26 protein-coding genes and 2 tRNA genes are annotated in these 22,469 nt (G+C 60.5%); 16 read left to right on the top strand and 12 right to left on the bottom strand.

The features are described 5' to 3' along the window. Positions 1-31 precede the first annotated feature (31 nt). A complete protein-coding gene (locus AC5ZG5_RS12315) occupies positions 32-1,870 on the top strand; it encodes an alkaline phosphatase family protein (protein WP_456645481.1) in 1,839 nt (612 codons plus the stop codon). A gap of 35 nt (positions 1,871-1,905) precedes the next feature. On the opposite strand, the gene AC5ZG5_RS12310 is transcribed toward AC5ZG5_RS12315, so the two are convergent. Then, complete coding sequence (locus AC5ZG5_RS12310) at positions 1,906-2,478, bottom strand: hypothetical protein (RefSeq protein ID WP_456645482.1); 573 nt, start codon at positions 2,476-2,478, stop codon at positions 1,906-1,908. Positions 2,479-2,868: 390 nt separating this feature from the next. Between AC5ZG5_RS12310 and AC5ZG5_RS12305 the strand changes: the two genes are divergently transcribed. The 3 genes from AC5ZG5_RS12305 (at position 2,869) to AC5ZG5_RS12295 (ending at position 5,808) form a co-directional block, all read left to right on the top strand. Continuing rightward, positions 2,869-3,528 carry a peroxiredoxin gene (locus AC5ZG5_RS12305; RefSeq protein WP_456645483.1) on the top strand — a complete coding sequence of 220 codons (660 nt, stop codon included), beginning with the start codon at positions 2,869-2,871 and terminating at the stop codon, positions 3,526-3,528. A gap of 267 nt (positions 3,529-3,795) precedes the next feature. Continuing rightward, the gene (locus AC5ZG5_RS12300) at positions 3,796-5,364 is read left to right on the top strand and encodes an adenylate/guanylate cyclase domain-containing protein (RefSeq protein WP_456645484.1); all 1,569 of its coding nucleotides are present in this window, start codon (positions 3,796-3,798) and stop codon (positions 5,362-5,364) included. A gap of 165 nt (positions 5,365-5,529) precedes the next feature. Continuing rightward, positions 5,530-5,808 carry a histone gene (locus AC5ZG5_RS12295; RefSeq protein ID WP_456645485.1) on the top strand — a complete coding sequence of 93 codons (279 nt, stop codon included), beginning with the start codon at positions 5,530-5,532 and terminating at the stop codon, positions 5,806-5,808. Between the two features lie 806 nt (positions 5,809-6,614). Here AC5ZG5_RS12295 and AC5ZG5_RS12290 read toward each other — a convergent pair. Then, positions 6,615-7,058, bottom strand: a complete 444-nt coding sequence (locus AC5ZG5_RS12290) for a hypothetical protein (protein WP_028164026.1) — start codon at positions 7,056-7,058, stop codon at positions 6,615-6,617. Between the two features lie 223 nt (positions 7,059-7,281). Here AC5ZG5_RS12290 and AC5ZG5_RS12285 point away from each other — a divergent pair, with 223 nt between their 5' ends. From AC5ZG5_RS12285 to AC5ZG5_RS12270, 4 genes are all read left to right on the top strand, one after another. Further along, positions 7,282-7,551, top strand: a complete 270-nt coding sequence (locus AC5ZG5_RS12285; protein ID WP_130230579.1) for a hypothetical protein — start codon at positions 7,282-7,284, stop codon at positions 7,549-7,551. A gap of 97 nt (positions 7,552-7,648) precedes the next feature. Then, positions 7,649-7,725 (top strand) — tRNA-Arg (locus tag AC5ZG5_RS12280). A 481-nt stretch (positions 7,726-8,206) separates the two neighbouring features. Further along, positions 8,207-9,094 carry a hypothetical protein gene (locus AC5ZG5_RS12275; RefSeq protein ID WP_456645486.1) on the top strand — a complete coding sequence of 296 codons (888 nt, stop codon included), beginning with the start codon at positions 8,207-8,209 and terminating at the stop codon, positions 9,092-9,094. Between the two features lie 283 nt (positions 9,095-9,377). After that, positions 9,378-9,593, top strand: a complete 216-nt coding sequence (locus AC5ZG5_RS12270; RefSeq protein ID WP_456645487.1) for a hypothetical protein — start codon at positions 9,378-9,380, stop codon at positions 9,591-9,593. A gap of 179 nt (positions 9,594-9,772) precedes the next feature. On the opposite strand, the gene AC5ZG5_RS12265 is transcribed toward AC5ZG5_RS12270, so the two are convergent. Then, positions 9,773-10,006, bottom strand: a complete 234-nt coding sequence (locus AC5ZG5_RS12265; protein WP_456645488.1) for a hypothetical protein — start codon at positions 10,004-10,006, stop codon at positions 9,773-9,775. Positions 10,007-10,104: 98 nt separating this feature from the next. On the opposite strand from AC5ZG5_RS12265, the gene AC5ZG5_RS12260 reads away from it, so the two are divergent. Both AC5ZG5_RS12260 and AC5ZG5_RS12255 read left to right on the top strand, forming a co-directional pair. Continuing rightward, complete coding sequence (locus tag AC5ZG5_RS12260; protein ID WP_130231618.1) at positions 10,105-10,299, top strand: DUF3072 domain-containing protein; 195 nt, start codon at positions 10,105-10,107, stop codon at positions 10,297-10,299. 148 nt (positions 10,300-10,447) lie between these two features. Then, positions 10,448-10,714 carry a hypothetical protein gene (locus AC5ZG5_RS12255; protein WP_456645489.1) on the top strand — a complete coding sequence of 89 codons (267 nt, stop codon included), beginning with the start codon at positions 10,448-10,450 and terminating at the stop codon, positions 10,712-10,714. A 43-nt stretch (positions 10,715-10,757) separates the two neighbouring features. Here the strand turns inward: AC5ZG5_RS12255 and AC5ZG5_RS12250 are convergent, their stop codons facing one another. The 4 genes from AC5ZG5_RS12250 to ku all read right to left on the bottom strand — a co-directional run bounded on the left by AC5ZG5_RS12250 (position 10,758) and on the right by ku (position 12,877). Beyond that, positions 10,758-10,991, bottom strand: coding sequence for a hypothetical protein (locus AC5ZG5_RS12250; protein WP_130231616.1), 234 nt, complete (start codon positions 10,989-10,991; stop codon positions 10,758-10,760). Positions 10,992-11,074: 83 nt separating this feature from the next. Beyond that, complete coding sequence (locus AC5ZG5_RS12245) at positions 11,075-11,686, bottom strand: cell envelope biogenesis protein TolA (RefSeq protein ID WP_456645490.1); 612 nt, start codon at positions 11,684-11,686, stop codon at positions 11,075-11,077. Positions 11,687-11,711: 25 nt separating this feature from the next. After that, positions 11,712-11,933 (bottom strand): hypothetical protein, encoded by a 222-nt coding sequence (locus AC5ZG5_RS12240; protein ID WP_456645491.1) that lies wholly within the window; start codon positions 11,931-11,933, stop codon positions 11,712-11,714. A 20-nt stretch (positions 11,934-11,953) separates the two neighbouring features. Beyond that, positions 11,954-12,877, bottom strand: a complete 924-nt coding sequence (gene ku, locus AC5ZG5_RS12235) for a non-homologous end joining protein Ku (protein ID WP_456645492.1) — start codon at positions 12,875-12,877, stop codon at positions 11,954-11,956. 242 nt (positions 12,878-13,119) lie between these two features. Between ku and AC5ZG5_RS12230 the strand changes: the two genes are divergently transcribed. Continuing rightward, positions 13,120-13,782: an SOS response-associated peptidase gene (locus tag AC5ZG5_RS12230; protein ID WP_456645493.1), complete on the top strand. Its 663-nt coding sequence runs from the start codon at positions 13,120-13,122 to the stop codon at positions 13,780-13,782. Continuing rightward, a complete protein-coding gene (locus AC5ZG5_RS12225) occupies positions 13,779-14,009 on the top strand; it encodes a hypothetical protein (RefSeq protein WP_456645494.1) in 231 nt (76 codons plus the stop codon). Before AC5ZG5_RS12230 ends, AC5ZG5_RS12225 begins: the two co-directional genes overlap by 4 nt. A 696-nt stretch (positions 14,010-14,705) precedes the next feature. Here the strand turns inward: AC5ZG5_RS12225 and AC5ZG5_RS12220 are convergent. After that, entirely contained in the window at positions 14,706-15,401 is a 696-nt protein-coding gene (locus AC5ZG5_RS12220) for a hypothetical protein (protein WP_456671250.1), read from the bottom strand. A 294-nt stretch (positions 15,402-15,695) separates the two neighbouring features. After that, positions 15,696-15,923, bottom strand: coding sequence for a hypothetical protein (locus tag AC5ZG5_RS12215; RefSeq protein WP_456645496.1), 228 nt, complete (start codon positions 15,921-15,923; stop codon positions 15,696-15,698). Between the two features lie 1,017 nt (positions 15,924-16,940). Between AC5ZG5_RS12215 and AC5ZG5_RS12210 the strand changes: the two genes are divergently transcribed. From AC5ZG5_RS12210 to AC5ZG5_RS12200, 3 genes are all read left to right on the top strand, one after another. After that, positions 16,941-17,687, top strand: a complete 747-nt coding sequence (locus AC5ZG5_RS12210; RefSeq protein WP_456645497.1) for a hypothetical protein — start codon at positions 16,941-16,943, stop codon at positions 17,685-17,687. A 460-nt stretch (positions 17,688-18,147) separates the two neighbouring features. Continuing rightward, positions 18,148-18,423 (top strand): hypothetical protein, encoded by a 276-nt coding sequence (locus AC5ZG5_RS12205; RefSeq protein WP_456645498.1) that lies wholly within the window; start codon positions 18,148-18,150, stop codon positions 18,421-18,423. A 1,308-nt stretch (positions 18,424-19,731) separates the two neighbouring features. After that, positions 19,732-19,965 carry a hypothetical protein gene (locus tag AC5ZG5_RS12200; RefSeq protein WP_130230565.1) on the top strand — a complete coding sequence of 78 codons (234 nt, stop codon included), beginning with the start codon at positions 19,732-19,734 and terminating at the stop codon, positions 19,963-19,965. Positions 19,966-20,202: 237 nt separating this feature from the next. On the opposite strand, the gene AC5ZG5_RS12195 is transcribed toward AC5ZG5_RS12200, so the two are convergent. The 3 genes from AC5ZG5_RS12195 to AC5ZG5_RS12185 all read right to left on the bottom strand — a co-directional run bounded on the left by AC5ZG5_RS12195 (position 20,203) and on the right by AC5ZG5_RS12185 (position 22,253). Continuing rightward, positions 20,203-21,021, bottom strand: a complete 819-nt coding sequence (locus AC5ZG5_RS12195; RefSeq protein WP_456645499.1) for a pentapeptide repeat-containing protein — start codon at positions 21,019-21,021, stop codon at positions 20,203-20,205. Between the two features lie 164 nt (positions 21,022-21,185). Continuing rightward, positions 21,186-21,656 carry a PaaI family thioesterase gene (locus AC5ZG5_RS12190; protein WP_456645500.1) on the bottom strand — a complete coding sequence of 157 codons (471 nt, stop codon included), beginning with the start codon at positions 21,654-21,656 and terminating at the stop codon, positions 21,186-21,188. Between the two features lie 18 nt (positions 21,657-21,674). Beyond that, complete coding sequence (locus AC5ZG5_RS12185) at positions 21,675-22,253, bottom strand: bifunctional transcriptional activator/DNA repair enzyme AdaA (RefSeq protein WP_456645521.1); 579 nt, start codon at positions 22,251-22,253, stop codon at positions 21,675-21,677. An 81-nt stretch (positions 22,254-22,334) separates the two neighbouring features. Between AC5ZG5_RS12185 and AC5ZG5_RS12180 the strand changes: the two genes are divergently transcribed. Beyond that, a tRNA-Arg gene (locus AC5ZG5_RS12180) sits at positions 22,335-22,406 on the top strand. Positions 22,407-22,469 lie beyond the last annotated feature (63 nt).

Genomic DNA, 22,469 nt, shown 5'->3' with positions numbered 1-22,469 from the left:
GGATCGTCGCTTCTGACAGGGGGAAATGAAGATGCGCCGCACAATAACATTGCTATCGGCAGGCTTGATCACGCTCGCGGCCGGGGCCGCATCGGCCCAGAACAGCACGCCACGTAACGTGATCCTGTTCATCCCCGACGGCCTGCGCTCGCGCATCGTCACTCCGCAGACGGCGCCGGCGATGGCGGGTATCCGCGACAAGGGCGTCAACTTCAAGAACTCGCATTCGCTGTTTCCGACCTTCACCATGGCCAACAGCTCGGCGATGTCGACCGGCCACTATCTCGGCGACACCGGTACCTTCAGCAACACCATCTACACTGGCTATTCTTCGGCCCCCGCAGGCGACACCGTTGTGCCCTTCATCGAGAATGACGCGGTGCTGGCCGACATCGACGATCACTTCAACGGCGACTATCTGAACGAAGAGACCATCCTGAAGATGGCGCGCGAGAAGGGTTTCAGCACCGCCGCCATCGGCAAGGTCGGCCCGACGCTGCTGTTCGACCACACCGATCGCGGCAAGCACACCATCATCTTCGACGATTCCACCGGCGGCAAGAATGGCGTTCCCGTATCCGAGGAGGTGAAGGATGCGCTCACTAAGGCCAACCTGCCCCTGACGACGCCAAGCCGCGGCGACAATGGCAAGGCCGGCGACGCCAAGACACCCGGCACCACGGTCGCCAATGTCGCCCAGCAGGCCTATTTCGCGGACGTCGCCACCAAGGTCGTGCTGCCGATGTTCAAGGCGCGCAACAAGCCGTTTGTCCTGGTGTTCTGGTCGCGCGACCCGGATGGCAGCCAGCACAACACCGGCGACAGCCTCAACACGATCACGCCCGGGATCAACGGGCCGACCTCGATGGCCGCGATCAAGAACGCCGACGACAACCTCGCGCAGTTGCGCAAGGCGCTCGACGAGCTCGGGCTCGCCGCCTCGACCAACATCATCGTCTCCGCCGACCATGGCTTCTCGACGATCTCGAAGGAGAGCAAGACCAGCCCCTCCGCCAAGATCTCCTACGACGACACGCCGAAGGATTTCCTGCCGATGGGCTTCCTGGCGATCGATCTGGCCAAGGCGCTGGACCTGCCGCTGTTCGATCCCAACGACAAGAACGCCCGTGTCGCAGACAACGCCCATCCCAAGGCCGGCAACGGCGTGCTCGGCCAGGACCCCGCCAAGCCCGACGTCGTCGTGGCCACCAATGGCGGATCGGACCTGATCTATCTGCCGAACCGGGACAAGAAGCTCACTGGGCGCGTCATCAAGGCGCTGCTGGAGCAGGACTATGTCAGCGGCCTGTTCGTCGATGACCGGCTCGGGCGCTTCCCCGGCACGTTGCCGATCTCCCAGCTCAACCTTCGTGGCAAGGCGGCGACGCCGACGCCGTCGATCGTAGTCAATTTCCGTTCCTGGTCGTCGGGCTGCGAAGAGCCGACCAATTGCTCGGTCCAGGTCGCCGACACGGTCCTGCGCCAGGGCCAGGGCATGCACGGCAGCTTCAGCCGGGGCGACACGCTGAACTTCATGGCGGCGATCGGACCCGACTTCAAATCCGGCTATGTCGATCCCCTTCCCGTCAGCAACGCCGACGTCGGCATGACCATCGCCAAGCTCCTGGACCTCCGCGCCAGCGCCAATGGCGGGCTGCTGGGTCGGGTGATGTCGGAAGCGATCCCGAACGGCATCGTCCCGAAGATGGCCGACGGCACCGTCACCTCGAAGCCGGACACCAACGGGCTGCGCACCGTCATCAAGTTCCAGCGCGTGCTGTCGACCCGCTATTTCGACGTCGCCGGTTTTCCGGGGCGGACGCTGGGCCTCGAGGTCGAGAGCGGCAAACAGAAAACGGCGGGGAAATAGCCCCGCCGTTGATCCTCTTCTCGCTGTCGGGCGATTTACATCAACCCGATATCGAGCACATTCGGGAGCTGCACCAGCGGCAGCGCCGCGGCGCCGACCAGCGTGGCGACCATCGCGGCGAGCGCGTGGCTGGTGCGGCGCTTGCCACGCATCTGGCTCGCGATCCACTCCAGCACCTTGATGTCGATATTGCCGGCGTGCGTGGGCGCCCAGCTCTCGATGTCGGTGTCCGGCGACAGCGCAACCGTGCGCGGCGGCACCGGCAGGCCGGACATCGAGGCGGCGTGATGGGCGACCGCCTTGGCCAAGAGGTCGTCGAAACGACCATCGTCGCTGCGCTCGGCCGCGGCTTCGTTGATCTCGAACAGCGCCGCGACCTCCTCCCGGCTCACCGGCTGGTGGGCGACGGCGGAAGCGGTGAGGATGCGCGCGCACCAGGCGGTGTCATCGGCATCGAGCGCTCGGGAAAAATGGATACGGCCCTTGGTGGTGGGGCCTTCGCCGGTGATCACGCCATCGCGTACAATGGTCAGCGCATGCGCGGCGGTCTTACGGCAGGACGGTTGCAGGGCGACCACATCGGTCGCCTCGATACTGGGGGCAGACATAGCGAGACTTCTCAGTTCCTTATTTCAGTCCAGCATTTCCATGCCGGCGTAAACGAGTGGTTACCGATTCGAAACCGGGGTTTCGACATTTGTACATAGTTGCCAATTGGTCGCTGTGACCGCTGTCACGGTTCGAGCCCGTTAGCAGATCGGACCCCGCAGATGGGGACCATAAAAGGCAATTCCACGGCAATCCGTGCTCTTGCGGGCATTATGGGTTTTTTCGCCGCAGGCAGGCCGATCAAAAGAAGTTGCTCGAAGTTCCGTCACAAAAGAGAATGATTTCACCTTTTAGCTACAGTGGTTCACTTAAGCCCTTGCAGCTCCTATACTCGCGTGCACACCGGCACAGAAAATTCTTTAGCCACTTCAATAGCATGAGGCAACACGATGACACTTCCCATTGGCGCGACCGCCCCCGATTTCGAAGCCGAAACCACCGAGGGCAAAATTAAATTCCATGACTGGATCGGCAATAGCTGGGCGCTTTTGTTCTCGCATCCCAAGGACTTCACCCCGGTCTGCACCACCGAGCTCGGCGCGCTCGCCAGGCTGAAACCGGAATTCGACAAGCGCGGCGTCAAGCTGATGGGCCTTTCCGTTGACCCGGTCGACCGCCATGCCAAATGGTCTGAAGACATCAAGGAGACCCAGGGTGCCGCGCCGAACTACCCGATGATCGCCGACACCGACTTCAACGTCTCCAAGCTCTACGGGATGCTGCCCGCCTCGACCTCGGGCGATCCCCTCGTCCGAACACCGGCGGACAACCAGACCGTCCGCAACGTCTTCATCATCGGCCCCGACAAGAAGATCAAGCTGGTGCTGGTCTATCCGATGACCACCGGCCGGAACTTCCAGGAGATCCTGCGCGTCATCGACTCGCTGCAGCTCACCGCTAAGCATCGCGTCGCGACGCCGTCCGACTGGAAGCAGGGCGAAGACGTCATCATCGCGGGCTCGGTCAGCGACGACGAAGCCAAGACCATCTACCCGGCGGGCTGGAAGGCGCCGAAGCCCTATATCCGCATCGTCCCGCAGCCGAAGTAGCGGCTCGCGCCATCGATATCCGACCATCATGCCCGGCCTTGCGCCGGGCATGATGGAGCTGTTCCGAATTGCATTTTCTCCCTCCGGATCGCCCTCTCCGCCTAACCCAGGGCCGTCACCGACTGCCGGCACCCGCACCTTCATCCGCCGCGGCAAGTCGCTCCAGTTACGCATCAATTTGAAGAAAGCTGCTTGGTAGCCGCGCTTTACAGGCGATGGCTGCAATGGAAGTTTAGTCTGCGAACGGGCAGGAATCGGATCATCGCGATGGACAGCAATCCCAGACAAATACGCTCCGCGGCACTGACGGGGTTCCTGATTGCGCTGCTGCTCGCCGCCCTTCCGGTCGCGGTATGGCTCGACCTGACCAGTCTCGCTGAAGTCGCGCTCCGGCGGCAGGCCAATGACCTCAATTCCCTCGTCAGCAGCGTCCGCTCCTATTACGCCTCGAACGTCGTCGGACGGATATTGTCCCATCCCGGCCAGACCCAGGTCGTCCACAACTACGAGACGATTCCGGGCGCCATCCCGATCCCGGCGACGCTGTCGCTCGAACTCGGCAAGGTCATCAGCGAGCAGCAGCAGAACATCACCTACCGCTTCGTCTCGGACTTCCCGTTCAAGAACCGGGCACCGCACCAGCTCGATGAGTTCGAGAGAGCTTCGCTGCAGAGCCTGCGCACCAACCCGGACCAGAAGATCGTCGACACGACGACATCGCTGTTCAGCGACCGTGTCCGGCTGGTCGCCCCGGTCGTCATGGGGCCGGCCTGCGTCAGTTGCCACAACTCCCATCCCGAAAGCCCCAAGACGGACTGGAAGGTGGGCGATGTCCGCGGCATCCAGGAGGTCGCGATCATGCAGCCGATCGCGGCGAACCTGTTCTCCTTCAAATATCTGCTCGCCTACCTGGCGCTCGCCAGCATCAGCGGCCTCTCCTTCCTGATGATGCAGCGCCGCCAGGCCCGGCAGATCCAGGCCATGAACCGCGAGCTCGAATCCAACAACGATTTCCTCGCAACGCTGTCGCTGAAGATATCGCGCTACATCCCGCCGCAGATCTACAAGAGCATCTTCAGCGGCCAGAAAGACGTCACCATTCACACCGAGCGGAAGAAACTGACGATCTTCTTCTCGGACATCCAGAATTTCACCGCCACCACCGAGCGGCTGCAGCCGGAGCAGATCACCCAACTGCTCAACGAGTATTTCACCGAGATGTCCGAGATCGCCCACCAGCATGGCGGCACGATCGACAAGTTCATCGGCGACGCCATGCTGATTTTCTTTGGCGATCCCGAAACCAAGGGCGATCGAGCGGACGCCGAGGCCTGCGTCCAGATGGCCTGGAAGATGCAGCGCCGCCTGCTCGAGCTGAACGCCAAGTGGCGCGCCGCCGGCATCGAACAGCCCTTCAAGTCGCGCATGGGCATCAATTCCGGCTACTGCAATGTCGGCAATTTCGGCAGCGTGGACCGGATGGACTATACGATCATCGGCGCCGAAGCCAATCTGGCGGCGCGGCTGCAATCGATCGCCGAGCCCGGAGGCATCGTGGTCAGCTATGAGACCTTCGCGTTGGCGAGGGACATCATCCAGGCCCACCCGCTGCCCGCGATCACCATGAAGGGCATCAGCCGCGAGGTGATCCCCTATTCCATCGACAACGTGCTGGACGACGCCGCCAAAGGCGACGTCATCGTCGAGCGGACGGCCGGGCTGGATTTCTACCTTGATCCATCCGTGCTCGATCCGCAGGGCATCGACCGGATCAAGGCGATCCTGAGCGATGCAGTCGCAGCGCTCGACCGCAGGCGCGCCACGCCCGCGCAGTAGCGAAGACAGGACGACAATCGAAGCGCCGGTCGCTGGCATCTGTCCCTGAGAGCGATCGCGCTTGCCGACTACGCCGAACTGAGCGGTGCGCAAATGACGACATCGATTTGACGCTTTCAAGAATCCGGCTATCGTTGTGCTCTCGTTCAACTGTTGGGGGATGACATGGACGACGACAAGCCCGTAATCGAAGAGGTCACCGACACGCTCGGCGCCGCCGCAACGGCCACCATCGAAGCCGCCGCGACAGCCGCGAAGAAGGTGCGAAGGGCCGCCAAGAAAGTGGCGAAGAAGGTAGCGGCGGCCAGGAAGAAGAGACCGACGAAGACCGGGAAGGCCGCCAAGAAGTCGGCAAAGAAAGCCAAAAAGGCGCCGAAGAAAACGTCCAAGAAAGCCACCAAGAAAACCTCCAAGAAAAAGAAGGCCAAGAAGTCGAAGCGCTGAGCAAAGCCGCGGCCCTCGCCCCTCGTCGTCCCGGCGAACGCCGGGACGACGAGGGGCGAGGTTCGGATTCAAATTTCAAATAGCGTGACGATGTGCGTTCGCGCTCTCGCGGCATGAAGTGCCCGAGTTTTGCTTTACTTTTCACCCTCCTCGATCGCAGAGGGCGCAGGGAAAGCCGGGTGCTGGTTGCACCCGTGGGTCCCGCGCAACAAAAAGCACGGGGGTAGGACCACAGGTTCAACCGAAGCATTCCGGCTTTCCCTGCGCGATGGTGTTACGGTTTCCTTCGTGCTCTCCCCGGTGACCGGGCTCTTTTGCCACCGTCATCCTCAGGGATGTTTCCATCCCCCAGGACTTAGCGCCAGCGTCGGGGCGCCAGGACCACACGACTTCGCCGTCCGCGATGCGCGTGCTCGTCAGTCACGTCAATCGCGTCCACCGCATCCCACCGCAACGTTCGTGACGATCGCGACCCGCCCCTCATCCGCCGTGAGACGCGCGGAGTTAAATCACTGATTTGCCCGACGGCGGAAGCGGAATGTTTTTTGTGTGAGGGCTGGACGGCGCAAATCAGGTTGAAATCGCTTGCGAATTTTCCTCCGCTGTCATTCCGGGGCGCGCCTCTTGGCGCGAGCTCTGATGTGCAATTGCACATCAGAGAATCCATTGCGCCACATGCGCGAGCGGACAGATGGATTCCGGGCTCGATGCTTCGCATCGCCCCGGAATGACGGAGGGCGTGGGAATTGGGCCCCCGGAATGACGAGGGAAATTGCGGTGAGGCAAATGACTGAAACCGGCCCGCCCTACCACTCTTCCGGACAGGGATCGACGATCTTCCAGAGCTCAACGCCGTTCTTGATCTTCTTCATTTCGGTGGTCAGCCCACCGTTGCGGCGGATCCAGTCCTTCACCGTCTGCGGGTAATAGGACATCAGGTCGGAGGTGCCGTCGAGGCTCGTGACCTTGATGCCGAAGGTGAAGGCCTTGTCGTAATAGGCCTGGTGGAAACCGACGCTCGCCCTGGGCGTGACGCAGATCTTGTTCATCGGCACGATGCCGAACACCAGCGTGCAGGCGGAATTGCAGATGCCATCGATGATGACGCGATCGCCGCGATCGCGGATGCGCTTGTACTTGGCCTTGTACTCATCGACGTAGCCGCCGTGGTCGCGCGTGATGTGCAGCACGGCACGCGCCGGCGCCATCGCGAGAGCAAGGAACAACAGGGCGAGAAGCGTGATGCGCATGAACAATGTGACAGTCGCCTTGGTCGCCTCAAACAAAGCCGGCTGCGGGCCCCGGACCAGACCCCAAAACTCTGGCCGGACTGTGTTGGGAAACCGTTAAGCATCCAGAATGGGCCAAAAATTGACGTGATGTGGCCGATTTCCCGCAGTTTTTCCCTCCAAACCGCGCTAAATGAAAGGCCGGATCGGCCAGAATCGCCCCGGCTGGCCCTGGAGACGCACAATGCCCAGACTGAAGTTTTTCGCCGCCGCAGCGGTTCTCGCCGCCATGGCTGCCGCCCCAAGCGTGGCCGACGCCCGCCATTACCGCCATCACCACCACCACCGGCACTACGCCGGGCACCTGCCCTATCAGATCAGCTACCTCCACAATTACGGCCCGGGGCCGACGCCCGGTACGTTCGCCTATTACGACGGCCCGGCGACGGTAAAATGCCGCCAGAGCGCCTCCGCCTATATCGGCCAGGACGGCCGCCGGCATCCCTGCTTCTGAAAGCGGGACCGGGAGCGGAACGACGTGCGGGAGCATCTTTCCCGCTCTCCCCCGCTGGCCGTTCCGGCCCAACTCTGATAATCGACACGAACCGCACGCGCTCGTAGCTCAGCTGGATAGAGCATCGGATTTCGATTCCGAGGGTCGGGAGTTCGAATCTCTCCGAGCGCGCCAGCCGGCACCTCCTAAATGTCTTGGAAATCCTCTACGTTTTTCCCGATGAGCCACCTACCAAGTGGAAAGCTTGGGAAGCTCACTTCCAAAAGTTAGTTCGTTTTCGTCAACTCGGATTAGCGGGAATTCTGGGTACAATGGATGCTTGAAGGACATTCGTTCAATGTCCAATATTGCCGTCTCGCCACCTACGTTTTATCGGCTTGCCGTCGGCCGTTAGATTGCCACTACAAACCAGCGTCGCTGGCGCAGCGTGAGCAGACACGATCAGCCCGAAAAAGACTACAATAAGCGCCCCAATTCGCATCATTAGCCCCTTGTTGAATCAGCCTAGCTTCGTTGCCTGCGTGTCACAAGTTGGAGTTGCCATCCCGCGCGACGCGTCCGAACATAGAGTCTTCCAGCTTAGCTGAGGATATAAGACGAACGTCCCCTTGCACTCGCGCTGCGGTTGCTTGGTTGCGAGCAGCAGAGGGGCACCATGACAATCGATGATGGGCTCGGCTACCATCTCCCGGTCGGGGGAAGTACGATTGCGGGGCGCAAATGGCGATTGGGCGTGCTGCGTATGACGTACAAGCCGGAAGCAGGGCCAAACATGGATCGCAGGAAATTTATAAAGAGAGCCTCGGGACTGATTATTGCGGGTCCCTGCGTTATTCGTCCATCAGCGGCGGCCGCGCCGCCACCGTCTGAAATCACGATCCCGATGTCACTCAGCGACGCGAGGTTCGCCGGCAATGTTCCAGGACCCGGCGGTCCATTCTCGTCTGGTACGCAAGCCAACAAAGATTGGATCGACAGTCCCAATTACAAGAATGGCGATGCGTGCTTTGCGATCCAATCGAGCGGCTCTCTTGTAAGCAACTTTGTCCAGTGCCGAATCGATTGGCGTGAAGGTCCCCGCCAGAACGGCGGCGGTATCACGAATATGGACCAGTGCTTCTTTAATTGTGTCGCCAAGGTCGGCGATCACTCTGACGCGTTCCAAGCGTACCCGTACCTGGGAGACAAGGCGACGGTCAACTTCACCAATTGTAGCTTCAAGTGCTACAATGATAATGAGCCTCAACCTGGCTTTGTCAGTTCAGATTGTATGCAGTGGGCTGATAATTTCTCGGGAACTGTAACTTACAACAACTGCATTTTCTGGAACGGCGATCGCACCGTTTTCATCTTCGCAAGTCCCGGCACGACGACCAATGTCGCGTTCACCAATTGCTATTTCGCTACTCCGGGTGGACGCCCTGGCTTCCATATAGCGGCTGTCAGAACTGGAGTGCTCAACGTTCTGGCATGGAGCAATGTGCGCCTCGCGAGAGTGGTCGGCACGACCATCATTCCGGGTGCATTGATACGTTCGCCATAACGGCGGGGGGTGCTGTCCGTATGAATTTCGGAGAGGGTTGGCCACGCTCCCGCTGCGCCTTTCCACATCAATCCACATGCCCTGGAATCACTCGGGCGCGATGCTCAGGGCGGCGTCATCTGCTCCAGTGCAGCAGCGGCAGTTGGGTCGCCACTCAGGATTCCGCTGCCTGCAAGGACCAAGTCCCCATACCGCCTCCGTTTGGATACTTTCAATCAAGCCGAAGGCCTATTTCTAGGGCATGAACCTGACAGAAGTCCAAGACCAAGCAATACAAGCCCGCATGGCACTCATCGTTGGCGCGAAGACGTTTGACCGACTGTTCGCCGGCATTCACTTCGATGAGCTCGATGGCGATATCCTGGATCACGGCTTCAAAGATCTTGAAGCGCGAGGTCAACGTCGTGATGGTGCTGCCAAAGCAGTTCGTTCACTGAGCTGGCGCTGTCACCGTCCGCTACGGGATATCGTCGCCGCGCGTCCGACCACCGCCGACTGAATGCGGCCTGTTCCAGAAAAATTCCCGGTTGCCTGTCGCGGCCTCGGCGTATTGATCGATGGCCAGCATGATCGCTTGAACGTGGTGATAGCACCACCCCTCGTGCATGCCGATTTTTCGAACCTCGGCCAACGCCTTGAGGAACGGCGGATGATCTTCGGAGTCGGAGAAGTATCGCTTCACCAGTTCCGGCCTCCCAGCACCTTGCCGGCGGTCGACCCGGGCGCCACCTTCTTGAGCCTGTCGCGCTCGGTGCAAAGCGTGTCGATCTTCGCCAGCATCCTCTGCAGGAGCAATTCGGCCGACGCGCTACAGATCCCCGCCCGTTGAAGCTTCAAAATATCGTTTCGCTGACGCCCGACCTGGACGCGCATGTATTCGATTTCCCGACGGACGAACTCGAGATCCGGCATGGAGGCCCCTCTTGCGTGGAGCCCATCATTAGAACGAAACGGGAACATTCTTTCAAGTTACAAGTTGGGACCGGAGCCAGATTTTTTGGAGGTTCATCATGGCCGACAACACGGAAAAGGACCCGAATGAGTGGGTTTCAGGACATGATCCGATGACGGGCGCCCAAGCGTCGTACCTCAAAACCCTTGCGGAGCAGGCGCACGAGCCCGTCCCAGGAGAGAAGGAACTCACGAAGGCAGAGGCGTCCGAGCTGATCGAGAAGCTGCGGAAGAAGGTCGGGTTGGGGAAATAGCCCGCCCTCCCGTCAACGGCCGCCGTTCCGCACCGATCTCGCGGTGGAAAAGCAACTGCTCCCGCGTTTGCGAATCCCTGCCCTGTGCTAGCTCGCCGGAACGCAAGTTGAGCTCGCGGATCCGTTTCGCGCACCAGGAGCCCTCCAAATGCTGATGACCAGGGAACGGCGCGCAACGATCCAGACGCTGCGAGGATGGGCCATCTCCGTGCTTCAGGAAGCCGGTGCCGTCCGCGAATGCGAAGAGCACGGGTGGATGAAGGAGCGCGGCGACCCGCACGCCCGTGATCGCGCCTTTGGCATCGCCCGCCAGTACCCGCCGCCGGGCGTCTCGTCGCAAGCGGCCGCCGTCGCGATCGCTGAAGTGCTGGACTCGATCGGCGACACCTGCCCGGAGTGCCCGCCCGAGGCCTGATGCCCTCCGGCGAAACCTTAGCGCTTCGCCATCGTCGCGGTTCTCACCTTTGCCCCGAAGGCGCCTGCTGCTGAGCGTTCGCGTTGTTCGGGTTTTTCTTGTTCGCCTCGTGATGGCCGACGACACACCCGGCCGCGGCGCCCAGCTTGCCGTGTCCCACCATATGGCCGGCGACGCCGCCGACGATGGCACCCTTGATGCAGCCCTTCGCGTCCGCCGCGGGCGCGAAAGCAAGCGAAATCGCGGCCACGCAAGCTGCCGCCGAAATCCATCTCATGTGCGTTCCTCCGGTCACGAAGATCGAGCAGTCAACGCGATCCGGTCGAACTCCGTTCCGGAGACGCGAATGGCTCTTGCCGGCTAATCCTCCGCGCGCCGCAGGGCGGCTTGCAGCCGTTCTCTTTCCTTTTCCCACCGGTCGTCCTCGGCCCGCGCTCGCTTCTCGATAGCCTCGACCTCAGCCTGAATATCCGCGGCCTTCTTCGCATGCTCGCGCTCGGCCTTGTCCAGCGCGGCCCGGGCTTTTGCCGTCGCCTTTTCGCGCCGTTCGCGATTCCTCTGCCTGGCGGCCTCTTCGCGCCGGCGCTCGGCGTCGCGGCGCTTCTGCTCCTTCTCGAATTCGGCGGCGGCCTTTCGCGCGTCGCGTTCGCTGATCTTGGGAGAGGTTCGCTTCGCCCGCGTCGGCCGACGCCTTTCCCGCCGAGCTCCGTTCTCGCCAGATCCCAAATCCGAAGGGAGATCAGAGTGCTCGGCGAAGCGCCCGTTAGATCCAGCGGGGCGCTTGAGCACCACGCCCGGCTTGGACATCGTCACGGCGATAACGTCCGGATCGTGCGTCTCCTTGGCGATGCCCTGGTGGAAAAGATTGCTGCCGGCTCCCCAGGCCTCGAGCGCCGCCTTCATCGAAGGCGCCGCGATCGCGAGATCGAAGAAGCCGAGAGACGTCTGAAATGTCTTGAGCTTCCTGACCATGAGGCGTGCAGGCTCGCGGAGTCTCCTACCGCCGGCGAGCGACCCAGACCCCAAGCAGGAAGGCAGCGAAGAGCGACTGCAACGGAGCGTTCATGGTGATCTCGCGCAGCCGATCGGCCCAGCGCATCGCGGCATCTTGTGAAGGCGAATCGACGGGTCGCCGGCGCGTTTCCGAAGTCCGCTCGACGCCGTCCTCGTTGATCAGCCCGGAGGCTTCCGTCATTGCCGAGGCTTCTTTCATGTCCATGCGGCTCTCCTACTCTGGCGTCAGGCGGACTTCCGTTGCGGCCTGGCCGCCGGCTTCTTCGCGGTCTCCTCCTTCGCCTTCTTGCCGGCAATCGGCATCAGCATCTCCTTTTGCCCAGCCGCCTTTTTCGCCTTCTTGGTGGACTTCTTCGGAGCCTTGGTCTCGTCCGCGGCGCTGCCGACGCTGCGCCGCAGCGCTTCCATCAGGTCGACGACGTTGTCGCCACGCGGCCGCTCCTTTGGGGTGATCGGCTTGCCGGCTCGCTTCTGGTTGATAAGGTCGATCAAAGCCGTCTCGTACTGGTCCTCGAACTTGTCTGGCTCGAAACGGCCGCTCTTCTGGTTCACGATGTGCTTGGCGAGATCGAGCATGTCTTTCGTGACTTTGACGTCCTGGATCTCGTCGAAATACTCATCTTCGGAGCGGACTTCGTACGGATATCGCAGCAACGACCCGACCAGGCCCTTGTCCAGCGGCTCGAGCGCGATGATGTGCTCGCGGTTCGTCAGCACCACCCGCCCAATCGCAACCTTGTTCATCTCGCGAATGGTCTCGCGGATTACCGCAAAGGCGTCGTGGCCGACCTTGCCATCCGGCCGGAGATAGTAAGGGCGGATCAAGTAGCGCGGGTCGATTTCTTCACGATCGACGAACTCGTCGATGTCTATGGTCCGGGTGGATTCGAGCACCACCTCCTCGAGCTCTTCCTTCGACACCTCGATGAAGGTTTCCTTGTCGAGCATGTAGCCCTTGACGATGTCCTCGTTAGCGACCTCCTCGCCAGTATCGGCGTCGACTTTCAGGTACCTGATGCGGTGCCCGGTCTTTCGATTGAGCTGATTGAAGGAGATCTTCTCGCTCTCCGATGTGGCTGGGTACAGCGCGACCGGACAGGTTACGAGGGATAGACGCAGGAAGCCTTTCCAGTTGGCGCGGGGAGCCATTTTACGCAGAACTCCGGTTTTCCAAGGCGGTTGGATTCAAGACGATCGAGCAAGGCTTGTTCCGACACTCTCCACGCTGGTCCTTCAATTTATTTACGAACTTCAGTCGCGAACCATTTTGCGCGCTCCATCTTCCGTGAACCAAAAGGGAACATGTCCCATGGGCTGCCACAACACCCGCGTTCGGATATGGGATTTATGGTCTTGCCGCATATCACCATAACCACCCGAGCAAACTCGTAATGTGCAATCTCTATTCGATAACCAGCAACCAGGAAGCAATCCGCGCGCTGTTCCGGGTCGTAAACCGCTACGTCGGCAACCTGCCGCCGATGCCCGGCGTCTTTCCGGATTATCCGGCACCCGTGGTGCGCAACGCCGGCGACGGCCGCGAGCTTGTGCTGATGCGCTGGGGCATGCCGCCGCCACCGCAAAAACCCGGAGGACCAGTAACGAACATCCGCAATACCCCTTCGAAATACTGGCGCGCCTGGCTTAATCCGCAAAACCGTTGCCTGGTGCCCTTCAACAGCTTCGCCGAATACGCACCAGAGCCGAACCCGGCCACGAAGAAAAAGGACGTGGTCTGGTTCGCGCTCGGTGATGACCGGCCGCCCACGGCCTTTGCCGGGATCTGGACCGAGTTCAAGGGTGATCGGGGCACCAAGTCGAAGCCGATCCCTGGCCCTCACCTCGTCTATGGCTTCCTGACCACCGAGGCGAACGCGGTCGTAGAACCGATCCATGACAAAGCCATGCCGGTGATCCTGACAACGGACGAGGAACGCGACGTCTGGCTCCGCGCGCCATGGGATGAGGCCAAGGCGCTGCAACGGCCGCTGCCCAACGATGTCCTGAAGATAGTGATGCGCGGCCCCGACAAGGAAGATAAACTCGCCGCATGAAATACGTTGAAGATCGACCCCACTACGACAAGCCGGAAGTAGCCGCGCATCGTCTGATGGAGCTGGCGCGCGCCGTCGAGCCCGTGCAGGACGGCCGCATCCATATCGAGAAGATCAACTATCCGTTTTTCTTCCAGGACAAGGCAAAGCCGGCTGAGTACGGCGTGGGTTCAAGCTGGCGATCGAGCGCGGCTGGCTCTGGATGCACGAGAGCGGCACGTATGTAAAGATCACGCCGGCTGGGCCTGAACTGTTCGCCTAAGCGTTAATCATGGACCGCAACTGCCATGGCGGACTGATGAAGATGCCTTTCGCGGCGTTTCTACTTCAGCGGCCTTAAATGTGACGACTCCCTTTAGCCCCCGCAATGCGCTACCGGGGGCTTTTTTTCGGCTGCGCCCCCGCCGTTCGGTGCAAAAGTGCACAGACTTCCCTGCCCAAGGGCGCTTGGATCGGCCACGTAACCTCCCGGTCGATCCGTGTCGACTCCTCGGCCCGACGGTTCGCCGAGAGGAAGCGCAGCCCCGGCGTGCTCCCCTACGCCGGTCGCGTCGGGGCAGCGTTCCAGCCCGCCATTTGCAATCCAACAGCTCCGGAACGATCGATGACGCCACGCGAGAAGCGCGACATGCCTTACATCGTCGGGCTCGCCTGTTTGGCGGCGGCCCTGGTGATCGCCCTCGCTGCGTTCTGGCGATAGATCGCGCTGGAACGGTGCTAGGCGTTGTGTGTTCGACGGGGGATGAACGACGATCGCAGCCCACTGCTGACCCTGATCTCCTGCATCATATGCAAAAAATCGATGCGGCTTGAGGGAAGTCACCCGGGCGGCGACCACAAGGACATCATTCAATATCGCTGCGATCAATGCGGGCGCATTGAGCGGGTCCGGCTGTTGCGAAGGAGCTGGCCGGACGAGTCTGTCAGCCGGTCAGTCGTTTAACGAGCGGCTCGTTGAGCTGGCCGTCCGCGAACAGCACGCCCCAATGGTTGACCCTCGACAGCTCGACGGCCAGCAGCTCGGCCTCGATCGGCACCCCAAAGTATTCGGCTTTGGTGACGTTCTGCCATGTCGTCTCGATCACGAGGCCACGACGATCGACGCACCACGCGTGATGGATAGGGCTGCCGCCGCTCTCGTGGTCTACGGCGTAACCCTCGACGTAGGTCAGGTTGTCGTCGACGAGCGCGAGGCCAGCCGCATTTCGGAAGCACCAGCCGAGCGCACCGCGCGCCGCACCGTACTTCTTCGGCAACGCACGCCCTTTGTAGGCGGTGCCATGTTCGAGCAGGAAGCGCTCGAACCGGCCGCCGTTCGCGGCGCCGGTTTGGAGGAAGTGCTTTAACGGCACTATTATTGGACGTCGATCGTTGTAGGCGGGGCCGTGTTCGAGCAGAAAGCGCTCCAACTGGCCGCCCTTCGCAACGCAGGTGCGAAAGAAGTGCTTTAACGGCACTATTATTGGACGTCGATCGTTGTAGGCGGGGCCGTGTTCTAGCAGAAAGCGCTCCAACTGGCCGCCCTTCGCAACGCAGGTGCGAAAGAAGTGCTTCAACGGCACTATTATTGGACGTCGATCGTTGTAGGCGGGGCCGTGTTCGAGCAGAAAGCGCTCCAACTGGCTGCCCTTCGCAACGCAGGTGCGAAAGAAGTGCTTCAACGGCACTATCGGGCGTCGATTGAGCATCGCTATCAACGCACATGAGGGACTCTGGTTGCGGCGGTCGGTGCCACCTCATGAAGGGCCAGTACCGCAACCCTATCCGGATCGTCAGCTTCAATATCGGTGAGGGTTGATCCCGCGAGGCATTCGCAATCTCTCCCCTGATGCCTATCTCCGGTGCGGCCCCGACAAGGAAGATAAGCTCGCAAGCATGAAATACAGCGATCGGGCAAGCCAAGCGCCGATGATTCATTTCCCGGCGATGGCTTTGGACAGAACATCGCACTGCTCGTCGAAGTCCAAATGCGGGTTTTGCCTTTTCACGACCTGTTCCAGTTCAAGCGCCGCGACAGCAAGCTCATCACCTAAACGCTTAAACAGCTCGCGTTGACGTGGATCCGTCGCCGACGTGCCGAGGTCGGCAAAGTGCTTCGCATCAGCTCGAAGTTGGTGCCACTTCCCGGTGAGGTCCTTCATGGCTCATGTCCTCGGTTTGGCGTCGTTCTTGGCGGTTGAGTGCGACGCGCACTGCAGAGCTTTCGCCTAGCGGACGCATCCGACACCTTCTTTCGAAGGGCAAGCAGCTGAGCCCTTTCCTGTTCCAGCCTGTCCATAACGATAATCACGATTTGAAAGTCCTCTTTAGAACCACCTTCGATTGGAAAATCCATTTACGCCTCCACTCGGGAAAAAATAGCATCGCCTCACCCGAGCTGCGGTCCACTTACCTGTGTTAAGCCGAAGCGAGATTTATTCTGCTCTTGAACATAGACAGCCTATCTGAGCGAATCCGACGAGTCGGATTCCCGACAGATCAGAATGAACTTACCTGCGCTGATCTCCGCTTGAATGCTCGCAAATCGAGCCGGCGAGATTGACTAGATCGTCTTCAGCGAAAAACTCCGGCGCTAGCGCGTGCGTTCCTCAGCCAGACAACCGGGAAAACGCGGCAACTTGCGGGGGAACGATGCCGCTCACCACGGCTTTAAAGGTAGATAATGTGCCCCCGGAGGTATTTGCCGATGACGAGAGGAAATGACGCCATGGATGCCGTTGAGCGTGGTTTCCTCGCTTGCGCGCTGGTCGGATTTTTAGCCTTGGCGACAGCCATTTGGCTGATGTAGGCTCCGGCGCCCAAACAGCCGTTGCGGCCCGAAGCAAGCGCCGTCGGCTCCATCAGAGATGCGATCAGTCTACCGCTATGCGAAAGCGTTCTTCGCCTCGTACGCGGTGACCAGCGTCCGCATGCATCGGTTCGGAAGTAGACCTTGCCATACTCCAATATTCGGTCGTTCGACCTGTAGGGCCACAGACGACACCTCGACTTCGCCGATCTCTGCTGGGCCGAAGTGGAAATGATCCCTCTTCTCGCTGAGGTGCTACAATTCTCGCACAAGATACTGCCCTTCTGCGGCACCTCTGAGGTTGAGAGCAACACTAAGCCGCAACGAGCGTAGTTTTCGTTAGCGCCCCCTAACGCAACCGGTAAGAATTTTGGCCGTGCCGGTAAGCGGGCCGAAAGTACCGTATCGTATCAATCAGGCATCGAACGCCGAGTTCAGGATGCGCAGGGAACGCCAGAAGCCGCCCAAAGTTCGTCCGAGCCTTATCGACAGGATAAAGCTGGCGGCGTCCTATGGTCGGCAGGTTGATGGGATTTGGATCGGAAGTTACTTTGCGCCGGAGCACTTGCCGCGCGTCGAACGTGCGCTGCTTCTCGTAAAGCAGCACAGTCCCTTGCAGTATTCCCGCATTATCAGGGACCTTGAGCGTATTTGGATTTTCCTGCTGCCGGGCGGCCCTGCCGAATACCAGCATTCACTCAAGGCGTGTGTGCTCGACAAGCGATTCGTGGCCGATTCGGCTGTGCGTATAGAACAGATCGCCTCAGCTATCGTGCACGAAGCCACGCACGCAAAGCTGGAGCGGTTCGGAATCGAATACGACGAAGATCAGCGCGCGAGAATCGAGGCGATCTGTTTTCGTCGAGAGTTGGCCTTTGCCGTTCGATTGCCTGACGGCGCCCAGCTCTGGGAAGACCGGGCACGAGATCTAAATTGGTACCAAGCCAACCCAGACTATTTTCGTGATGCTCAATTCATCGAGCGCCACGCCGATGGTCAAGTTGAGATGCTTCGAGACATCGGGACTCCGGAGTGGCTCATCCGAGCTATGCCCGCCCTGCAGTCAATAGCCGGCTGGGCAAGGAGATTGTTCCGCGTCGCCTCGCGTCCGGGCTGAAAGTTCACAGCTACCGCAAGATCGCAGGTTATCCGGCCAGAGCGCCCCACGGGCTGCAACACACGAAATCGCACGGTGTCGGATCACTACCGGTTGTAGCGCGCGGCAGGCAACGGCGTCATAAAGGAACTGCGAAGCAATAGTGCCTATCTTCATCGGCCGCGGCACGCCACTTCCGCACGACGTAACGCACTGGTTTATTTGCATTTTTTCGTTTTTTCCGTTTTGACACCTCCGTGCAATCGACTGCGAGAAACGCGTAACTCAGCTCCCCGCAAAGTGCTGGCCAGGGTTCAGCTTGGATGCATTCGAATGCGCCGCAGGGTCGGCGGGCGCACACCCCTCTGCAGCTCCCCCGAGCAAAAATAGTAGCGAACTGTGCTCAACCGAACAGAGACTTAGCGTCGATTGGCTAGAGTCCCACGTCCGCGTAGCGTACAGGCCAGCGAGGACGTGAGCCATGAAGGACCTCAGCGGAAGATTGCACCAGCTTCGGGTGGATGCCAACAATTGTGCCGTCATGGCCATGTCGGCGACGGATCCGAACAAACGCGAGCTGCTTAAGCGTTTGGCGGATGAGCTTGCCATCGAAGCACTTGAGCTGGAGCAGGTCGTGAAAAGCCAAACCGGGCATGTGGGCTCCGACGAGCAGTACGACGAGCAGTACGATGCCTTCTCCAAGCCAGCGTTAGATCCCCCTATGCCGGTCCGGAGAAAGCCGCTCGCCGGCTCGTGAAGTGCGTGCGTGCAGTCGAGCGAAACAGACGGACTGCATTCACATCGAGAAAATCACCTACGCGTTTCTTTTTCAGGACAAGGCCAAGCCGCCCGGACACGGCGCCAGGTTTAAGTTCGCGATCGAGCGCAGCTTGTGGATGCACGAGAGCGGCACCTACGTGAAGATCACGCCTGAAGCTGCCGAGATGCTTATTTGAAATCGCTGATCTGGCAGGAAGCTCTGCGGAAAGAAAGGTCCCAGCACCGGGCCAAGCTGGGACCTTTCCTCTCCGGACGTGACAGGCGGCCGTTACACGACTGTCCACTATCGAGGTCCCTAAAGGGTTCGATACCGGGACAGCATCCTCTCCACGTCGCGTGCATGCCGCATGTACGCCTCGCCGATATATGCCGCCTTTCAGAACCTCAGTCGTGCCTGCGGCGGCGCTTAATCAGCCAATAGACGCCATAGCCGATGGCGAGCACCGGAAGACCGGCGCCAGCAATCGGCCCGGGGCTCCGCTGATGTGGTGGGGGTGGTCTCCTCTATGGCGACCGCCGGAGGCATTTGCAGGCGGGGCAATCATCGTCAGAGCGAGGACAAAAAACGCCGCGGAAATGCCAGATAAAATCTTCACTGGATTTCTCCTGCATTTTGACCAGGCGCAAATAATGGTAATAAATTCCTTATTTAAAATTTAAATAGTTTAATTATTAAGAATTTTTTCTCGCACTCTGGCCGCCAACGGTTCATCCGCGGCTTGGGGAAAACGGTCGTTACGTCAATAGCGCTGCATTTTTCCCGATCGGCGAAGCGATATCCTTCTCATGTAGGGCTTTCGGTGCATCATGCAATTCAGCCGCATCATCGGTCCGACGGAAGACTTCCAAGTTTGGAGCGCGATAAGCCGCGGGTTCTCGTTCGTGATCAGTAATGAGAGCCGAACCGGCCCCGGCCTTCACGGAGAGCCCGGCTTTGTTGCCTCGTGGCGCCCCATCGATCTGAACAGGCCTGCGATCAGAGTGGGCGGTTCGCCGTTCAAAACCTTCGCTGAAGCCGAGAATGCGTGTGAGGCAATGCTGAAGCACCTGACCGACGACAGGGCCGGATAGGAGCATGAGCACGCCTGCGGCTGCGGCGCGGTCGGGCCGCCCTGCAACGTCCCGGCGCCTGGTAACGCACGTTGTAGAATATCCACTGGCGTCTCCATCACCGGTACTGTCCCTGGCGACCAGACGTGGTCAGCCTTGGAACACCAAAGGTTGGGGCGAGTTTACATACGGCCGTAGTCCAGGCGGGAGGCCCGAGACAAAGAAGGGCCGAACCATGACAACGTTCCGAACCGATCAAGTTGACGACGACAGGGTGAACATCAAGCGCGCCCCGAACACGCTGGCCGGGTCGATCGCCCGGGTCGACGATCACTGGCACGTCGAGATCATGTGGGGCGGCCCTGGCGGTGCCATTATCTACGAGGCGCCATCACTGCCCCGCGCGTTGGCGTTCATGGATGGGGTCGACGCGGCATTCGAACGGGTGATCAGGCTCGGAGAGCGCTAGACCATATTCTGTTCTGATTGGCCGCCGCTTATGTGCCGGAGACGGTGTGGGTTGCGCATCGCAACGGAGCCATTGGCCCTCCGACGGCACGAATTCCAACGATGAGTTGCTGCTCGCGACACTCAAGGCGTTTTGCGAAATCTGAAATGGCGGTAGGTCGCACCTTCCATGATCGTGTTGGCGGCGATACGCGGATCGCTTCAGGCCGAAATGCCAGGTTTTGGCTCACTGCGATCGCTAGGGTGGGCGCCGCACCAGGTTGAAGTTCCGGGCCTTGTCCAGATTGCGCGCCTTTTCCAACGCGGCTGCACTGGGCAAAAGGGCCGAGGCGAGGTCTGCCTCGGTGAAATCAGCGCCGGCGAGATTGGCATTGGACAAGTCGGCACCCGCAAGGTCGGCGTGGTTGAGGTTACAATTCGCCAGATTGGCGTTCTGCAGCTGCGCGAATCCCAGATCGGCGCGCGAGAGATTGGCACCGCTCAGATCCGCATTCCTGAGATCGGCAGATTTGAGCACGCCACGCATCAGGCCCATCGATTGGTTGCGCATATCAGCGCTCAGATCGGCGCCCGCAAGCGTGGCCCCAATCAAGTTGGCACCTGAAAGATCTGCGGTGATGCGAGCGCTGTTCAGATCGGCGCCGCCAAGCTTGGCGCGTTGCATCTGCGTGCCGAGCAGCGATGCCCCTACGAGAGACGCGTCCGTCAAATCCGCGTCGACCAGCCAGGCCTGGTTCAGGGTGGCCCGATCGAAGCGCGCGCGTTTTAGGCGAGTCCGGTTGAGCTTGACAAGGCGAAGATTGCCGCCGGAAAAGTCGAGGCCTGAGAGATCGAGATGCGACAGCCGCTTTCCTTGCAAATCCGCAGAGCGTTGGCCCGCGCCGTCCTCAGGCGCCGTCTTGAGAAGCGCCTCGACCTCGGCGCGCGTCATCTCCGATGTCGACATTTCGGGACTGTTGAGGTCGACGCTGCGCAGCATGTCCTGCGACACGGCGTCAATGGGATCAACCAGCAGCGCCGTCATCGACACAAGGGCAAATGCGAGACGAAACAGCATCGCTGTCTCTCCGCTCTCCAGTAACCCGCTATTGTCTCTTGCATTAAGGTGAAGCTCAAGTCGCGGTCCTGGTGACTGGAGGGAGCAAACAGGCCGCTAGATCATAGGGCTGCGGCGAAGCAATAGTGCCCATCTTTATCGGCCGCAGCGCGCCATCGTCGGGTTCAACTCGGGAAGATGAGGCACGTCGTTGTGCCATGGGCGAGCAATCGGCCCTTGACGTCAGTGACACGCCCTTCGGCCGTGCCGATGCGGCGTCCACAATTCAAGACCGTTCCTTCGGCCCTGATCTGGCCTGTTTCCGGCGTGATGGGACGCACAAGAGAAATCTTGAACTCGAGCGTTGTCTGGGCCACGCCCATGTCCAGCATCGATTGGACCGCGAGCCCCATACAGCTATCAAGCAGCGTCGCCGTGAGACCACCATGGACCGTGCCGGCTGGATTCAAGTGGGCGCCAGTTGGGATGAGCGTCACGACAACGCGACCGCGTGTCGCTTCGGTGACATCGTATCCCAAGGTTTGCGCCAAGGTGTTGAGAGGAATCGTGCCACTCGCAAGGCCCTGCACGAACTCCAATCCACTCATCGCTTTCTGTGTCTCGGCATCCACCGTCCCGAAGGTCTTGGTCAGCATCATATCGCTCCGTCTCGCTCAGCTCGTTTTCGTTCTTGGCGACGTGTTCTTGCGAAACGCCGATGGTGACCGGCCATAGATCCGGCTGAAAGATGCGCTCATGCGCCTCGCGCTCGAAAACCCGGCACGCTTGGCGACGAGAGGAATTGGAAGATCGCTTTCATCGAGGAGACGCTTTGCACGTTGAACACGAAGCGAAAGCGCGACTTGCAGGGGCGATGCATCGAGGTGCTCGGCAAACAGGCGCGCGAGGTGCCGGGCCCCTACTCCGAGACGATCGGCCAATGCTTCGATATTGCTCCGATCAAGCGCACCGTTTTCGATGAGGGCCAGTGCACGCTCGACAGTCGTCCTGGTCCCCTTCCAGGCCGGGCAGAATGGAGCGGCCTCCGGACGGCAGCGGAGGCAAGGTCGAAAACCCGCGTGTTCTGCGGCAGCGGCGCTGCGATAAAACCTCACATTCCGCGAGAGCGGCGTTCGCACCGGGCAGACGGGCCGGCAATACACCCCCGTCGTCTTCACTGCCACAAACACCAGCCCGTCCCACGCCGGATCGCGGCGCCGAAATGCTTCATACTGTGCGGCGAAGTCGAGCATGCGATTGCTATAATGACCATCGCCGCAGGTGGCGAGCCACTCCGGAAGATCGGGTCCGAAAACGACCGCCGCCACGACGGTGCGCGCTCATAAGGATAGAGCATCGGATTTCGATTCCGAGGGGCGGAAGTTCGAACCTCTCCGAACGCGCCATCCTCGAGCGGGGTAAGCCAATATCTGCGCACGCGTGCCGCAGCAGCGCGGCCTGGATGGACC

The organism is Bradyrhizobium sp. Ses1 (assembly GCF_059512365.1).
The sequence above is the reverse complement of the archived record's forward strand: the minus strand, read 5'-3'. Positions and strand labels throughout refer to the sequence as shown.

Coding starts and splice junctions, on each gene's coding strand:
- AC5ZG5_RS12315 (WP_456645481.1), top strand. CDS start 32: ATGCGCCGCACAATAACATTGCTATCGGCAGGCTTGATCACGCTCGCG.
- AC5ZG5_RS12310 (WP_456645482.1), bottom strand. CDS start 2,478: ATGTCTGCCCCCAGTATCGAGGCGACCGATGTGGTCGCCCTGCAACCG.
- AC5ZG5_RS12305 (WP_456645483.1), top strand. CDS start 2,869: ATGACACTTCCCATTGGCGCGACCGCCCCCGATTTCGAAGCCGAAACC.
- AC5ZG5_RS12300 (WP_456645484.1), top strand. CDS start 3,796: ATGGACAGCAATCCCAGACAAATACGCTCCGCGGCACTGACGGGGTTC.
- AC5ZG5_RS12295 (WP_456645485.1), top strand. CDS start 5,530: ATGGACGACGACAAGCCCGTAATCGAAGAGGTCACCGACACGCTCGGC.
- AC5ZG5_RS12290 (WP_028164026.1), bottom strand. CDS start 7,058: ATGCGCATCACGCTTCTCGCCCTGTTGTTCCTTGCTCTCGCGATGGCG.
- AC5ZG5_RS12285 (WP_130230579.1), top strand. CDS start 7,282: ATGCCCAGACTGAAGTTTTTCGCCGCCGCAGCGGTTCTCGCCGCCATG.
- AC5ZG5_RS12275 (WP_456645486.1), top strand. CDS start 8,207: ATGACAATCGATGATGGGCTCGGCTACCATCTCCCGGTCGGGGGAAGT.
- AC5ZG5_RS12270 (WP_456645487.1), top strand. CDS start 9,378: ATGGCACTCATCGTTGGCGCGAAGACGTTTGACCGACTGTTCGCCGGC.
- AC5ZG5_RS12265 (WP_456645488.1), bottom strand. CDS start 10,006: ATGCCGGATCTCGAGTTCGTCCGTCGGGAAATCGAATACATGCGCGTC.
- AC5ZG5_RS12260 (WP_130231618.1), top strand. CDS start 10,105: ATGGCCGACAACACGGAAAAGGACCCGAATGAGTGGGTTTCAGGACAT.
- AC5ZG5_RS12255 (WP_456645489.1), top strand. CDS start 10,448: ATGCTGATGACCAGGGAACGGCGCGCAACGATCCAGACGCTGCGAGGA.
- AC5ZG5_RS12250 (WP_130231616.1), bottom strand. CDS start 10,991: ATGAGATGGATTTCGGCGGCAGCTTGCGTGGCCGCGATTTCGCTTGCT.
- AC5ZG5_RS12245 (WP_456645490.1), bottom strand. CDS start 11,686: ATGGTCAGGAAGCTCAAGACATTTCAGACGTCTCTCGGCTTCTTCGAT.
- AC5ZG5_RS12240 (WP_456645491.1), bottom strand. CDS start 11,933: ATGGACATGAAAGAAGCCTCGGCAATGACGGAAGCCTCCGGGCTGATC.
- ku (WP_456645492.1), bottom strand. CDS start 12,877: ATGGCTCCCCGCGCCAACTGGAAAGGCTTCCTGCGTCTATCCCTCGTA.
- AC5ZG5_RS12230 (WP_456645493.1), top strand. CDS start 13,120: ATGTGCAATCTCTATTCGATAACCAGCAACCAGGAAGCAATCCGCGCG.
- AC5ZG5_RS12225 (WP_456645494.1), top strand. CDS start 13,779: ATGAAATACGTTGAAGATCGACCCCACTACGACAAGCCGGAAGTAGCC.
- AC5ZG5_RS12215 (WP_456645496.1), bottom strand. CDS start 15,923: ATGAAGGACCTCACCGGGAAGTGGCACCAACTTCGAGCTGATGCGAAG.
- AC5ZG5_RS12205 (WP_456645498.1), top strand. CDS start 18,148: ATGAAGGACCTCAGCGGAAGATTGCACCAGCTTCGGGTGGATGCCAAC.
- AC5ZG5_RS12200 (WP_130230565.1), top strand. CDS start 19,732: ATGACAACGTTCCGAACCGATCAAGTTGACGACGACAGGGTGAACATC.
- AC5ZG5_RS12195 (WP_456645499.1), bottom strand. CDS start 21,021: ATGCTGTTTCGTCTCGCATTTGCCCTTGTGTCGATGACGGCGCTGCTG.
- AC5ZG5_RS12190 (WP_456645500.1), bottom strand. CDS start 21,656: ATGCTGACCAAGACCTTCGGGACGGTGGATGCCGAGACACAGAAAGCG.
- AC5ZG5_RS12185 (WP_456645521.1), bottom strand. CDS start 22,253: ATGCTCGACTTCGCCGCACAGTATGAAGCATTTCGGCGCCGCGATCCG.